Genomic DNA, 14,274 nt, shown 5'->3' with positions numbered 1-14,274 from the left:
CACCCGATCGGGTCCGACGGGCGCCTTCCCCGACTCACGACCGCTCCGGCACCCCGGGGCTGCCCAGCAGCACCAGCGCGTTGTCGAGCAGCCTGGTCGAGCCGACCTTGGCCGCCACCAGCAGCCGCGCCTCGCCCTCGGCCGGGACCGGGCCCAGCTCGGTGTCGCGCAGCTCCAGGTAGTCGACCGCCACCGACGGCTCGGTGGCCAGCACCGCACCGGCGGCTTCGAGCACCGCGTCCGCGCCGGCCGCACCCGCGTGCGCCCCGGCCGTCAGCGCCGCCGAGAGCACCAGCGCCGCTTCGCGCTGCTCGGCGGTGAGGTAGGCGTTGCGGGAGGACAGCGCCAGGCCGTCGGCTTCCCGCACGGTGGGGATGCCCTGGATCCGGGCGTCCAGGTTCAGCTCCCGCGCCATCCGCCGGATCAGCACGAGCTGCTGGTAGTCCTTCTCGCCGAAGAAGGCCAGGTCCGGGCGCACGATGTTGAGCAGCTTCAGCACCACGGTGAGCATCCCGTCGAAGTGCCCCTGGCGGGAGGCGCCCTCCAGCTGCTCGCCCAGCGGTCCGGAGTGGACGGTGATCTGCGGGTCGGTGCCGTACATCGCCTCGACCGACGGCGCGAAGACCAGCTCCGCCCCGGCCTCCCGGCACGCCGCCAGGTCGGTCTCGAAGCTGCGCGGGTAGCGGTCGAAGTCCTCGTTCGGCCCGAACTGCAGCGGGTTCACGAAGATCGACACCACGGTCACGGCGTTGATGTCCTGCCGGGCCCGGCGGATCAGCTCCAGGTGGCCGCGGTGCAGCGCGCCCATGGTCGGCACCAGGTGGATCTTGCGGCCGGTGGCCCGCAGGGCGCGGGTGACCCCGGCCAGCTCGGCGGGATCGCGGTGCACGGTCAGCTCGCCCCGCGCGAAACCCGGGCTTTCACTCATGACGACTCCAGTGCTCATGACGGCTCCTCGCCCAACGCCTCGCGGACCGCTTCGGCCCCGTCGGCGCGCAGGATTCCGGCGTCCTCGGCGCGCTCCGCGGTCCGCTTCGCCAGCTCGCGGTAGCTGGGCACGACCTCGGGGTTCGCGCCGGACAGCGCCGCGAGGTGGGCCCGGACCGTGCCGGCATCGCCGCGCATCACCGGGCCGGTGATGGCGCGGTCGCCGAGGCGCAGCGCGTTGTCCAGCGAAGCGGACAGGATCGGCGCCATGACCCGCTCCGGGACCTCGATGCCCGCGCCGCGCAGCAGCTCAGCGCACTCGTTGACCAGCGTGATCAGGTGGTTGGCGCCGTGCGAGAGCGCGGCGTGGTAGAGGCCGCGGGACTCCTCCGGGACCCGCACCGGCTCCATCCCGAGCTCCAGCGCCAGCGCCTCCGCGACGTGCCAGCCGGCATCGTCCGCAGTGGACGCGGTGACGGCCATGCACGCGGTGGCGAGGCGTTCGACGTCTTCCGCGCGGCCGGTGAAGGTCATCGCCGGGTGCAGCGCCAGGGGCAGCAAGCCGATGTCGGTGGCCGCGGCGAGGACGTCCACGCCGTGCGCGCCGGAGGTGTGCACGAGGATCTGCCCGCCGCGCAGCGAATCGGTGGCGACCAGGCCGCGGACCAGCCCGGCTATCGCGTCGTCCGGCACGGCCAGCAGCACCAGGTCGGCCTGCCTGGCGACCTCGTCGGGCGGCAGCACGGCGACCCCGGGAAGCAGCTCCTCCGCCCGGCGCAGCGAAGCCTCGGACACCGCGGAAACCGCGGAGACCTGATGACCCGCGCGCCGCAGCGCCGCACCCAGCACGGCGCCCACCCGACCGGCGGAGATGATTCCGACCCGCAGCCGAGGGCCCGTGCGACCAGCAGCAATCGCCACGTCGTCCTCCAATACCGTTCCAGTCCCAACCACCGGGTACCGGACAGCAGCGCGAGAGTAGCCCGCGAATCCCGCCGCCGTGCCCGTCAGGTGGCGAGGACCACGCAATCCGGTCCCGCCACCCGCCCCAGCCCGGCAGTCTCCAGGCCCGCAACCCCGACGAGCACCCGGGGCCCAGGTCTCGGCGTCCAGGGAACTCGAGGCCCGGCTTCCACGGAATCCGGGCCCAGTTTCAATTGAAACCGGACCCCGGTTTCCGTTGGAACCAGGCCGGGACCATCCACACCCCTCCGGTGTGTCGTGCCCCGACACACCGGAGATCCGCAATTTCAATGGAAATCGAAGGTCTGATTTCCATTGAAATTGCGGTCCGTCACCCGAGCCGCGGTCAGTCGCGGGAGCGCTGGATCGGGGGCTTGGGGCGGTTGCCGGGGTACGGCGGGCGCTTGAGGTTGTGCTGGGTGAGCTCGTTGAGCTTGATGCGCGCCGTCTGGATCGCCTGCTGGGTGCCCGCCGCCGACCGCCGGGCCTGCTTCAGGTCCGCGATCAGCTTCTCCCGCCGCGCCCGGCGCGCCGCGCTGGTGGTCCGGCCCTGCTCCGCCCGGTGCTGCAGGAACGCCAGCTCGGTCACCGCGATCTGGTAGTCCCGCACCGCCTTCGCCGCCTCGTGCCCGGCGCTGCGCCGCACCTTGCGCAGCCAGCCGCGACGACCCGCGAGCGTCGCGAGCATCTCCATCTCGCTGCGCACGATCAGCCCGGCCCGCTCCAGCACCGGCAGCTGCTGGATGACGATCCGCTGCTCCCGCTTGCGCTGCCACACCACCAGCCAGAAGGTGCCCAGGAAGATCGGCACCATGATCAGGAAGTAGACGTTCAGGAACTCCGCGCCGCCGAACAGCGTGGACGCGTTCCACACCGCGTGCAGCAGCACCGCGCCGGCGAAGCCGAGCACCAGGTACAGCACCCGGATCCGCTTCCGGTCGGTGCGCGAGGCCAACCCGATGCCGATGCCGAACATCGAGCTGAACAGCGGGTGCGAGAACGGTGCGAGCACGCCGCGCACGATGAACAGCGCCACGACACCGCCGCTGACGCCGCCGAGCCCACCGGCCACGAACGCCTTGCCGAAGTACAGGATGTTCTCGGTGAAGGCGAAGCCCGCCGCGGTCAGTGCCGCGTACACGATGCCGTCGACCAGCCCGTTGAACTCCGACCGGCGGCGGAACCACAGCGCCACCACGAACAGCGCCTTCGCCGCCTCCTCGACCAGCGGACCCATCACGGCCGTGGCGAAGAACCGGTCGCCGCCCGCGCCGAACAGGACGTTGCCGAGCCCCATCATCGCGTCGTTGAGCAGCAGCGAGCACGCGGTCGCCCCACCCGCACCCCACAGGAACGCGCCGAGCAGCAGCATCGGCGGCTCCGGCTCCCAGCGGTCGATCCAGATGATCGCGGCGAACACCACGCCCACCGGGAGCAGCGCGGCCACCGCTCCGACGAGCGCCGCCGCCACGCCGACCTTTGAGGTGGTGACGCCGACCATCACCAGCCCGCAGATTCCGAGCACGATCAGGCCGGCGACGGGCCATCCGACGGCGTGGTTCTTGCGGGTCTGCAGCCTGCGCGCGCCGGAAAGATCGGCGGGCTGCCTCCGAAGGTCAGGACTCGACACGGACAAAACCCTAGAGAACGGCCTCAGGGCATGCCCGGATAGTCACCTTCTCAGGCGCGTCGGCGGCGCCGGCGCTGCGTGTCGGAGGGCCCGCCGTACGCGGCGAGCAGGTCGTTCACCGAGGTCCCCTCGGCGTGGGCGCCCGCCGGGTCCGGCTCCGGCGGCGGTGCGGCGGCGGCCGGTTCTGGCTTGGGCTTGGGTGGCGGCTCCGGCCGCTCGTACTGCGCCCGGTCGGGCCGCCGGGCAGCGGCCTGGCGGGCCGGATGGGCCTGCGTCGGCTGCTGCTTCGGCCGCTGGCGCGGCTTGGGCCGCCGCTCTGGCTGCTCCCCGGCCAGCTTCGTGATCAGCTCGGTGTTGGGCTGGACGACGTTCTGCGGCTGCGGCGGCGGCGCGGCGGGCAGTTCGCGCCCGGCCGGAGGCTGCACGAGCTGGCCCTCGACGTTGCCGCGTTCGGGCAGCGAGCGAACCCGGGTGGACTCGGCGCGCAGGGCGACCCGCTCGAACAGCACGTCGCCGCCGAGCACCTGCTCCAGGCTCTCGCGCAGCCGGCGCAGCTCGGCCTGCAGCTCCCTGATCTCGCCCTCGGACTCCTCGGCCGCCTGCCGACGCGCTTCGGCCTCCGCCTCCAGCTCGAACTCGTGCCGGGCCGCGATCTCCCGCTCCAGTTCGAGTTCGTAAATCCGCTGCCGGTCCGCGACGAGCTCCTCGCCCTGCACCACCCGGTGCCGCAATTTGGCGACCGCGAACGCGCCGATCAGCGCCGACCACAGCGCGGCGACCAACCCGAGCCGCAGGTAGCGGACGTCGTTGCTGACCACCAGCACCGCCGTGGCGGCCGCGGCGAGCACCAGCGCTCCGACCCACAGGGCCGTCGATCGCCCCTTGCTGGATTCGGTCTCGGTGCCGCCGCGTTCGGACATGCCCACCACGGTACCGGGCGGTTATCAGTTCGAGATCTCAAGGCGAGCGACCCGGCTCCACTTTGGGCGGTGTGGCGCAGCCCACCGCCCGCCGAACGGCCGAGCGACGTCACTCGTCTTCGTAGGGTTCTTCCGGCTCATCGGGATTGCGCAAGCAGTTCTCCAACCAGAGCCCGGCGGCGATCAGCGCGCCGGCGCTGATCAACCCGACCACCGCGGAGGCCGTGTCGGCCCGGGCGGCCTCGACCCTGCCGTACAGCGGCAGCAGGTAGGCGATCAGCCCGATCCACACGCCGGCCATGATCGCGCCGGCCAGCGACGACGCCTTGGCCAGCGCGACGGCGCGCGCGGCGGTCAGCCCTTCGACCGGTTCGGTGCCGGGCTTGCGCTGCACCCGAGGCCGCATGTTCAGCGCCAGCAGCACGTCGATGAGCGCGATCAGCAGCAGCGTCGCCCCGGCCAGCACCGGCAGCTGCGGCAGCTCGCCGTACAGCAGCCGGGTGAGCAGGTAGACCACGACTGCCGCTGCCAGCCCGCCCGCGATGAGGTGCCGGGGCTTGGTGAAGGTCAAGTGCTCTGCCTGTCGCGGTGCCACGGTTCCAGCATGGCACCTCACGGCACCGGCACCATTCGCGGGCGAAAATCATCTTGCGTCTCCCCTGACTGGAGGGTCCAAGGTGAATCGCGTGGACGACACCGCGCTCTACACGATCGGCGAGCTGGCCCGGCGCACCGGGCTGAGCGTGAAGACGATCCGGTTCTACTCCGACAGCGGCGTGGTGCCGCCCACCGACCGAACCGCGGCGGGCTACCGGCTTTACGACGTGACGGCCATCAGCCGGCTGGAACTGGTGCGCACCCTGCGCGAACTGGGTGCCGGCTTGGACGAGGTGCAGCGGGTGCTCGCCCGCGAGACCACGCTCTCGCACCTGGCCCGGACGCACCTGGAGCTGCTGGAGGAGCAGATGCGCCTGCTGCAGACCCGGCGTGCGGTGCTGCGGGCGGTCGTGAAGCTGGACCGTTCGACCGAGGAGGTAAGACTCATGCACAAGCTGGCGCAGATGTCCGACGAGGAGCGCCACCGGCTGATCGACGAGTTCTGGGACGAGGTCAGCGCCGACCTCAACATGACGCCGGGGTTCACCGAGTGGATGCGCTCCGCCAAGCCGAACCTGCCGGAGGACCCGACCGCGGAGCAGCTGGAGGCCTGGATCGAGCTGGCGGAGCTGGTGCGGGACACCGACTTCCGGCGCGCGGTGCGGGCGCTCTCCCAGGAGCACTCGGACCGCCGCGACGCGGGCGAGTCGATGGCGGTGGCGAACCCCGAGGACGCGCGGAAGTGGTGGGCGATCACCGACGAGGCGCGGGTGTCGGTCGAGGCGGGCACGCCGCCGGAGAGCGCCGAAGCGCAGGCGCTGGTCGAGCGGATGGTGGCGATGGCCGCCGTGGAGTGGGACCGGCCCGACTCCGCCGAGTTCCGCCACGAGCTGGCGGAGCACTACGACAACGACACGGACGAGCGGATGTCGCGCTACTGGGAACTGCTGGCGATCATCAACGGCTGGCCGGCGCACCCGGTGACGGCGGCCAGCACCCGCTGGCTGGCCGCGGCCATCCGCGCGTCGATCAAGTAGCCGCCTCCCGTTGCGCCAGAGGCGTTCGGGACGCCGGTTTCGCGCGAAACCGGCGTTCTCCACGCCTGGCTGCGACGTTTTCGCGCGAAACCGGCGCAGCCACCGGGCAGAACTCGACCGTGGGGACTGATCGTCCTCAGTGGAGTTTCAGATCGGCGCGGAGGTGGACGTCGGCGATCTCGTTGGCGGGCAAGGCATCCAGCAGATCGGCGACGCGGCCGTGCCCGGGCAGCTCGGCGCCCGGATCGATCGCCAGCCACGGGATCAGCACCGTGGCCCGGCTCGGCGTGCCGGGGTGCGGCAGCAGCAGCTCCGGGTCGTCGCTGCGGACACCGTCCACTGTGACCACATCGACGTCCAGGGTCCGCGGGCCCCACCGCTGTTCGCGGCGGCGCTCCGCCTCCTGCTCCAGCGCCTGGCCCCGGCGCAACCAGCCCCACTCGTCGAGCTCGGAGGACTCCACGATGAGCACCGCGTTGAGGAAGTCCGGCTGGTCGGTGACGCCCCACGGCGCCGTCTCGTACACCGGGGACGCCGCGACCAGCACGTCCGACAGGCCGTCGACGGCGAGCCGGAGGTACGCCAACCGGTCGCCGAGGTTGGACCCCAGCGAAAGCACCGCCCTGCTCATCGCACCCTCCCGAACTCGCACGGCCCCGCGAGGGACGTCCGATTTTGCCTAAAATTGGAAACTTCCGATCGCAACCGCGCGGCATCCCGGCGGTAGGCGCTCCCGATTTTGCCTAAAATTGGGCGTCTCACGCCGGGACGACGCTGCCGCGGCCGCCTCGGCGGGAACGGCGGATCGTCACCGCCACGTCCCCGAAGGTCAGCGGGATCGGCGCGCTCGGCTTGTGGATCGTGACCTCGGCGGCGTGCACCCGCTCGTCGGTCATGACGTCGTCCGCGATCTCGCCCGCCACGCTCTCGATCAGGTCCCGCGATGGCCCGGCGACGATCGCCGCCGCCCGCTCGGCCAGCTCGCCGTAGTGCAGCGTCTTCTGCAGGTCGTCGCTGGCGGCGGCCTCGCCCAGATCGATCCACACCGTGATGTCTACGAAGAAGTCCTGGCCGTCGCGCTTCTCGTGGTCGAAGACGCCGTGGTTGCCGCGAACCTTCAGACCCGTCAACGTGATCCGGTCAGCCACCGAGTTCCCCTCCGCTGCGCCACGCCGCGGTCACTGCGACCGCGTCCAACGACTGCAAGACGTCGTGCACCCGCACACCCCAGGCGCCGCGATCCGCCGCCAGCGCCGACACCACGGCCGTCGCCGTCTCCCGCCCGGCGGGCGGTCGCGGCTTGCCGTCCGCGTCGGCGAGCAGCCGGCCGAGGAACCGCTTGCGCGAGGCCCCGACCAGCACCGGGAAACCGAGGCCGACGAAGACGTCGAGCCGCTGCAGCAACTGCCAGTCGTGCGCGCCGGTCTTGGCGAACCCGAGCCCCGGGTCCAGCACGATCGCGCCCTCGGCCACGCCTGCGGCCAACGCCACGTCGACCTGCCGCAGCAGCTCGCCGCGCACCTCCGCGACGACGTCCTCGTAGACCGCGAGGCTGTTCATGTCCTTGCTGTGGCCGCGCCAGTGCATCAGCACCCACGGGAGCCCGGTGTCCGCGGCGACGTGCGCCATTTCCGGGTCCGCCAGCCCGCCCGACACGTCGTTGATCATCGCCGCGCCGGCCTCCGCCGTCACCGCCGCGACCTTGGCGCGGGTCGTGTCCACGCTCACCGGAACCCCGGCCGCGACCAGCTCCCGCACCACCGGCAGCACGCGCTCGATCTCGGTGGCGGCATCGACGCGCTGCGAACCCGGCCGCGTCGACTCGCCGCCGACGTCGATGATGTCCGCGCCCAGCCGGTGCATCTCGATGCCGTGCGCGACGGCCGCCGCGCGGTCCAGGTAGCGCCCGCCATCGGAGAACGAATCCGGCGTCACGTTGAGCACGCCCATCACCGCGCAGCGCTGCGGGTGGGGCAGCAGCGAATGCATCAGCGTCCCCTGATCAGCGACAGCGCCTCGGAACGCGAGGACGCCGAGCTGCGGAAGATGCCGCGCACGGCGGACGTGGTGGTCGTCGAACCCGCCTTGCGGACGCCGCGCATGCCCATGCACAGGTGCTCGGCGTCGATCACCACGATCACCCCGCGCGGGTCCAGTCGGCGCACCAGGGCGTCCGCGACCTGCGAGGTGAGCCGCTCCTGCACCTGCGGGCGCTTGGCGTAGAGGTCGACCAGCCTGGCCAGCTTGGACAGCCCGGTGACCCGGCCCTGCTCGTTCGGGATGTAGCCGACGTGCGCGTTGCCGTGGAACGGCAGCAGGTGGTGCTCGCACTGCGAGTAGACCGGGATGTCGCGGACGAGGACCAGTTCCTCGTGCGCCTCGTCGAAGGTCCGGTCCAGGACCTCGTCGGGATTCGTGTACAGGCCCGCGAACAGCTCGCGATAGGCGCGGGCGACGCGGGCCGGGGTGTCCCGCAGGCCCTCCCGGTCCGGGTCTTCGCCCGCCGCGATCAGCAGTTCCCGGACGGCCGCTTCAGCGCGGGCCTGGTCGAACTGGGGGATGTGGAAAGAGCCGTCGGGACGGAAGTCGCCTTCCGCCCCGATCGGCTCGTCGACCGTGCTGGTCAATTGTCTTTCCTCCACCGGCTGAGGCGCCCGGAGGCGCCGAGTGCACCGGAGTGTTCAGCGGCTGGTGTTGCCGCTGCCGTTGTCCTGAGCCTGGTCCTGGCTCGGCTCGGGGTTGGACCGCTGGTCGTCCGCCTTCGGCTCGCCCGACTGCGGCGCCGGGTGCTCGGCCGGGGTCTGCTGCCCGCGCTCCCAGGACGGCGTCCAGTTGTACTGGCCGCCACCACCCGGGTAGCTCGAACCGGACGGCGTGGTCGCCGGGGTCCACCCGGGCGGCGCGCCGTAGTTCGGCGGCACCGCCTGCGGCACCTGCCCGTGCTGACCCTGCTGCTGCGGCTGGCCCTGGTTCGGGTTCTGGAACTGCACCGTGCCCTGGTGCGCACCGGCACCCGCACCGGCCGGGGTCGGCTGCTCGTGGTGCGGCGGGGTGCCGTTCTGACCGGCCGGCGAGGGCGCCGGAGCCGGCTCCGGCTCCTCCTTGACCGGGGGCCACGGCTCGCCGCGCTCCTTGGCCAGCTCGCCCCGGGTCTTGATCGGCGGCTTGTCCGACGGCGTCCGACCACCGAAGTCGTTGAACGCGGTGATGCGGGGCCGCTTCTCCACCCGGGCGAAGATCCGCTCCAGGTCCTTGCGGACCAGCGTCTCCTTGTCGATCAGCTCCAGCACCAGGTCGTCGAGGACGTCGCGGTAGGTGTTCAGGATCTCCCACGCCTCGGTGTGCGCGGCCTCGATCAGCCGGCGCACCTCCTCGTCGATCTCGTGCGCGACCTCCAGCGAGTAGTTCGGCTGCTGACCGGCGGTGCGGCCGAGGAAGGGGTCGCCCTCTTCCTTGCCGTACTTGACCGCGCCCAGCCGGGCCGTCATGCCGTACTCGGTGACCATCGCGCGGGCGATCTTGGTCGCCTGCTCGATGTCGCTGGACGCGCCGGTGGTCGGCTCGTGGAAAACGAGCTCCTCGGCGGAGCGGCCGCCGAGCGCGAACACCAGGCGGGCGATCATCTCCGAGCGGGTCATCATGTCCTTGTCGTCCTCGGGGACGACTAGGGCGTGCCCACCGGTGCGACCGCGCGGCAGGATCGTCAGCTTGTACACCGGCTCCAGGTCGGGCATCGCCCAGGCGGCCAGCGCGTGCCCGCCCTCGTGGTAGGCGGTGATCTTCTTGTCGCGCTCCGAGATGATCTTGCTCTTCCGGCGCGGGCCACCGATCACGCGGTCCACCGCTTCTTCCAGCGCGGCGGCGGTGATCAGCTGGCCGTTCTCGCGGGCGGTGAGCAGCGCGGCCTCGTTGACCACGTTCTCCAGGTCCGCGCCGGAGAACCCGACGGTGCGCTTGGCGAGGCTGTCCAGGTCGGCGTCCTGCGCCAGCGGCTTGCCCTTGGAGTGCACGCCCAGGATCGCGCGGCGGCCGCGCATGTCCGGCGCGGACACCGGGATCTGCCGGTCGAACCGGCCCGGGCGCAGCAGCGCCGGGTCCAGGATGTCCGGCCGGTTGGTCGCGGCGATCAGGATGATGCCACCGCGCGAGTCGAAGCCGTCCATCTCGACCAGCAGCTGGTTGAGGGTCTGCTCGCGCTCGTCGTGCCCACCGCCGAGGCCGGCGCCGCGCTGGCGGCCGACCGCGTCGATCTCGTCGACGAAGATGATGCACGGCGCGTTCTGCTTGGCCTGCTCGAACAGGTCGCGGACGCGGGAGGCACCGACACCGACGAACATCTCGACGAAGTCGGAACCGGAGATCGAGTAGAACGGCACGCCGGCCTCACCGGCGACGGCTCGCGCGAGCAGCGTCTTACCGGTGCCGGGCGGGCCGTAGAGCAGGACGCCCTTCGGGATCTTGGCGCCGAGGGCCTGGTAGCGGCCGGGGTTCTGCAGGAAGTCCTTGATCTCGTGCAGTTCCTCGACGGCTTCGTCGGCACCCGCGACGTCGTTGAACATCGTCTTGGGCATGTCCTTGGTGAGCTGCTTGGCCTTGGACTTGCCGAAGTTCAGGACACGGTTACCGCCGCCCTGGACGTTGTTCATCATCCACATCAGCAGCAGCACGAGCAGGCCGATCGGAACCAGGTAGAACAGCATCTGCACCCAGAGCGAGTCCTGGGTGACCTTGGTGTTCCAGACCGGCACGTGCGCGTTGCGGATCTCGGTGACCATCGTGTCGGTGGCACCGGCCGGGTACTGCGCGATCAGCTGGTTGCTGCCCTGGAAGTTCTGGCCGTCGTTAAGGGTCAGCCGGACCCGCTGCTCCTTGTCCTCGATGGTCGCTTCCTTGACCTTGCCCTGGGCGATCTGCTCCAGGGCCTGCGAGGTGGAGACTTCGCGGTAGGAGCGAGTCTCGTCGAAGAGCACGCTGAAGGCCCAGATCAGCAGAAACGCTGTCAGGATCCACAGCAGCGGGTTGCGGAGCAGGCGCTTTCGGTCCATTCACTTGCGGCCGGCGGGCGGCCTCGACCCTCCCTGACTGTCACTTCGGGCAAACGGCTGTCGACAGACACAATTCGCCATCGCCGTCAACCCCTTCAGACCAGCGTACCGGCCGATGCGAGGACACGACCATGTCGAGCTCGACGCAGGATGCCCAGCGTACTCGGCCACCCGACCGCAATGGGGCGGGAGGGCCGAACCGGACACGCCTGCCCGGCCACTCCCCAGGCTCACACCCCGGACGTGTAGACCTTCGGATCCAGCGTGCCGATGTAAGGCAGATCACGGTACCGCTCGGCGTAGTCCAGCCCGTACCCGACCACGAACTCGTTCGGGATGTCGAAGCCCACGTACTTCACCGGGACGTCCACCTGCACCGCGTCGGGCTTGCGCAGCAGGGTGCAGACCTCCAGCGACGCCGGGTTGCGCGAGCTCAGGTTCTTCAGCAGCCAGGACAGCGTCAGCCCGGAGTCGATGATGTCCTCGACGATCAGCACGTGCCGGCCCGCGATGTCCCGGTCGAGGTCCTTGAGGATGCGCACCACGCCGGACGACGAGGTGGACGAGCCGTACGAGCTGACCGCCATGAACTCCAGCTGAGCGGGCTGGGGCAGCGCTCTCGCGAAGTCGGTCATGAACATCACCGCGCCCTTGAGCACGCCGACCAGCAGCAGATCACCACCGACGTGCTGGTAGTCGTCGTCCACCTGCTTGGCGAGCTCGGTGACCTTGTCGTTGATCTGCTGCTCGGAGATGAGCACAGAAGCAATGTCGCCGTCGTACACGGCCCGGCTTCCCCTCTTGTCGAATCGACGCGAACACCGGTCCTACGGCGCCGGTATCCCACCGCCCGAGCCGAACGCCTCGGCATCCCGTCAACCATCCGGCGGCTTGCGGCCCGCCGCTTCCACCAGAAGCGTGCCATGCGCCCGGCGCAGCACAAAGTCACCCGGCAAGGCCGGTCCGCCCTGACCCCGCCAATCGGCCACCAACGCGTCCGCGGCGCGCAGGTGCTCGTCGGTGATCTCCGGAACCCCGCGCGCCAGCAGCCACGCGCGCAACACCCGGCGCCGCAGCGAACCCGGAACTTCCCGCAACGCCAAGGCATCCAGCGCCCCGCCCGACTCGACGCGCCCGCGCACCCCGGCGGCCAACTCGTCCAACGCGTCGGCGTCCTCGCGCAGCTGCCGCGCGGTGCGCGCGAGCGCCTCGCGCACCCCGCCCTGCAGCACATCTTCCAGCAGCGGAAGGACTTCTGTGCGCAACCGCACACGTGTGAAACGCGCATCCGAGTTGTGCGGGTCCTGCCACGGAACCAGCCCGAGCGCCGCGCAAGCGGCCTCCGTCGTCGCCCGGCGAACACCCAGGAACGGGCGCGCCCACGGCGGATCCAGCGGCCGCATCCCGGCGATCGACCGGGACCCCGAACCCCGCCCCAGCCCGAGCAGCACGGTTTCGGCCTGATCGTCGAGGGTGTGCCCGAGCAGCACGAGCGAACCCGGCGGGCGCTCCGCGCGCAGCGCCGCGTAGCGCGCGCGCCGGGCAGCGGCCTCCAAACCACCACCGCGGCCGACCTCCACCGCGATCACCCTGGCCGAACACCCCAGCTCGCGGAGCTGATCGGCGGCCCGGGCGGCGACGCCGGCGGAGCCGGCCTGGAGCCCGTGATCCACCACCAGGCCGTGCACCGCGACGCCCTCGCGGCGAGCGGCGTGCGACGCGGCAGCGGCGAGCGCCAGCGAGTCCGCGCCGCCGGAGCACGCGACCGCCAGCGGAGCGCCCCGGAACGGGGCCGCCTCGGCGGAGCCGAGGAGGCGCCGGACGGCGGAGCGGACGGCGCTGACGGCGGGATCGGGCGGCGGCACGGCGTCATTCTCCCGTTCCGCGCTCGTGAGCGGTCGTGCCGGTAAGAACCGGCGTACGCGCTCACGAGGGTCGGCGGCGGGTCAGCCGTGGACGCGGCGGATCCAGGCCTCCGGGTCGACGATCTCGGCGCGGGTCGGCAGGGTGTCCGGGGACGTCCAGATCGCGTTGAAGTCGGCCATCCCGATCGCGTCCACGACGCGCCGGGTGAACGCCGCGCCCTGCGCGTACTGGCGGATCTTCGCGTCCACCCCGAGCAGGCTGCGCAGCACGCGGTCCAGCAGGCCGCCGCCCTTGCGCCGCTCGGTGAAGCGCTGGCGGATCGTCGCCACGCTCGGCACCACCCGCGGACCCACCGCGTCCATCACGTGGTCGGCGTGGCCCTCCAACAGCGTGGAGATCGCGATGATCCGGTCCAGCGCGGCCCGCTGGCTCGGCGTCTGCAGCAGCTCGATCACCCCGAGCATGCCCGGGCTGGAGTCACCGCTGCTGGAGCGCGCCGAACGGGCTTCCCGCAGCACCGCGGGCAGCCGGCCCAGCAGCTCGCCGGTGGTGCCCTCCATCTCGGCCAGCAGCGTGCCCAGGCTCTCCGCGAAGTGCTCGCGCAGCCACGGCACCGCGTTGAACTGCAGCCGGTGCGTCGACTCGTGCAGGCACACCCACATCCGGAAGTCGTCGCCCGGCACGCCCAGCGACTTCTGCGCCGCGACGATGTTCGGCGCCACCAGCAGCAACCGGCCGCGCTGCCCGGCCACGCGGGATTCGCCGTACGGGTCGAACTGGCCGAGCACCTTGCCGCCGAGGTAGGCGAGCACGACTCCGGCCTGCACCCCCGCGCTGCGCGAGCTGATGCCTCCGAGGAGGTCGTTGCCCCGCAGGACCTGCGAGTCCGCTGTGGACAGTGCGGCGTCGGTGAGCTCGGCGAGGCCGTCCGCCGCGCCGCGCACCCAGGCCGGGCGGTCGACGACGTCGCCCTCGGCGATCGGCAGGTCCAGGCCGAGGCCGGTCTGCTCGCGGACGTGCGATTCGGCTTCGACGCTGAACCGCCGCAGCGAGCGCACCGCCTGCTCTGCCTCGGACCGCGGCACCTCGGGTCCCGGCTTCATCAACCGGACCGCGGTGGCGACGGCGACGTTCCAGTCCAGCGCCCGATGCTCCCCGGCGGCGCCCCGGTCCTGCGGCGTGGGCAGGGTGGAAGGTCGGGCGTTCACACGACCGACCGTACCCGCTCGTCACCCCGGCAGGTACCTCACTTTCGAGCGCCCACCGCCCGCGCTCCAGGCCGTCCCCGG

At 71.6% G+C, this 14,274-nt stretch carries 14 protein-coding genes; 1 reads left to right on the top strand and 13 read right to left on the bottom strand.

The window, feature by feature from the left end; all coding sequences use genetic code 11:
- Positions 1–34: 34 nt before the first annotated feature.
- From panC to E1288_RS12570, 5 genes are all read right to left on the bottom strand, one after another.
- Positions 35–946: a pantoate--beta-alanine ligase gene (panC, locus tag E1288_RS12590; protein WP_235883517.1), complete on the bottom strand. Its 912-nt coding sequence runs from the start codon at positions 944–946 to the stop codon at positions 35–37.
- A complete protein-coding gene (locus tag E1288_RS12585) occupies positions 943–1,842 on the bottom strand; it encodes a Rossmann-like and DUF2520 domain-containing protein (RefSeq protein WP_132484650.1) in 900 nt (299 codons plus the stop codon). The genes panC and E1288_RS12585 overlap by 4 nt, the downstream gene beginning before the upstream one ends.
- Positions 1,843–2,236: 394 nt before the next feature.
- Positions 2,237–3,520: a PrsW family intramembrane metalloprotease gene (locus tag E1288_RS12580; RefSeq protein WP_132484514.1), complete on the bottom strand. Its 1,284-nt coding sequence runs from the start codon at positions 3,518–3,520 to the stop codon at positions 2,237–2,239.
- 50 nt (positions 3,521–3,570) lie between these two features.
- Positions 3,571–4,440, bottom strand: a complete 870-nt coding sequence (locus E1288_RS12575) for a DUF6779 domain-containing protein (RefSeq protein WP_235883516.1) — start codon at positions 4,438–4,440, stop codon at positions 3,571–3,573.
- Positions 4,441–4,549: 109 nt separating this feature from the next.
- Complete coding sequence (locus tag E1288_RS12570; RefSeq protein WP_132484648.1) at positions 4,550–5,011, bottom strand: DUF3180 domain-containing protein; 462 nt, start codon at positions 5,009–5,011, stop codon at positions 4,550–4,552.
- A 115-nt stretch (positions 5,012–5,126) separates the two neighbouring features.
- Between E1288_RS12570 and E1288_RS12565 the strand changes: the two genes are divergently transcribed.
- Positions 5,127–6,074, top strand: coding sequence for a MerR family transcriptional regulator (locus tag E1288_RS12565; RefSeq protein ID WP_132484510.1), 948 nt, complete (start codon positions 5,127–5,129; stop codon positions 6,072–6,074).
- 136 nt (positions 6,075–6,210) lie between these two features.
- Here the strand turns inward: E1288_RS12565 and folK are convergent, their stop codons facing one another.
- The 8 genes from folK to E1288_RS12525 form a co-directional block, all read right to left on the bottom strand.
- Positions 6,211–6,705, bottom strand: coding sequence for a 2-amino-4-hydroxy-6-hydroxymethyldihydropteridine diphosphokinase (folK, locus tag E1288_RS12560; protein ID WP_132484508.1), 495 nt, complete (start codon positions 6,703–6,705; stop codon positions 6,211–6,213).
- A 127-nt stretch (positions 6,706–6,832) separates the two neighbouring features.
- On the bottom strand, positions 6,833–7,222 hold the full coding sequence (gene folB / locus E1288_RS12555) for a dihydroneopterin aldolase (RefSeq protein WP_132484506.1): 390 nt from the start codon (positions 7,220–7,222) through the stop codon (positions 6,833–6,835).
- On the bottom strand, positions 7,215–8,063 hold the full coding sequence (gene folP / locus E1288_RS12550) for a dihydropteroate synthase (RefSeq protein ID WP_132484504.1): 849 nt from the start codon (positions 8,061–8,063) through the stop codon (positions 7,215–7,217). Before folP ends, folB begins: the two co-directional genes overlap by 8 nt.
- Positions 8,063–8,677: a GTP cyclohydrolase I FolE gene (folE, locus tag E1288_RS12545; protein ID WP_235883523.1), complete on the bottom strand. Its 615-nt coding sequence runs from the start codon at positions 8,675–8,677 to the stop codon at positions 8,063–8,065. The genes folP and folE overlap by 1 nt, the downstream gene beginning before the upstream one ends.
- A 78-nt stretch (positions 8,678–8,755) precedes the next feature.
- Positions 8,756–11,119, bottom strand: a complete 2,364-nt coding sequence (gene ftsH, locus E1288_RS12540) for an ATP-dependent zinc metalloprotease FtsH (protein ID WP_132484500.1) — start codon at positions 11,117–11,119, stop codon at positions 8,756–8,758.
- Between the two features lie 230 nt (positions 11,120–11,349).
- On the bottom strand, positions 11,350–11,904 hold the full coding sequence (hpt, locus tag E1288_RS12535) for a hypoxanthine phosphoribosyltransferase (protein ID WP_132484498.1): 555 nt from the start codon (positions 11,902–11,904) through the stop codon (positions 11,350–11,352).
- 90 nt (positions 11,905–11,994) lie between these two features.
- Entirely contained in the window at positions 11,995–12,984 is a 990-nt protein-coding gene (gene tilS / locus E1288_RS12530) for a tRNA lysidine(34) synthetase TilS (RefSeq protein WP_132484496.1), read from the bottom strand.
- Positions 12,985–13,065: 81 nt separating this feature from the next.
- Entirely contained in the window at positions 13,066–14,193 is a 1,128-nt protein-coding gene (locus tag E1288_RS12525; protein ID WP_132484494.1) for a zinc-dependent metalloprotease, read from the bottom strand.
- Positions 14,194–14,274 lie beyond the last annotated feature (81 nt).

It is taken from the genome of Saccharopolyspora elongata, assembly GCF_004348985.1.
GTDB classification, from domain to species: Bacteria; Actinomycetota; Actinomycetes; order Mycobacteriales; family Pseudonocardiaceae; genus Saccharopolyspora; species Saccharopolyspora elongata.
Note: the sequence above shows the minus strand (reverse complement) of the source record. Positions and strands in the feature narration are given on the sequence as shown.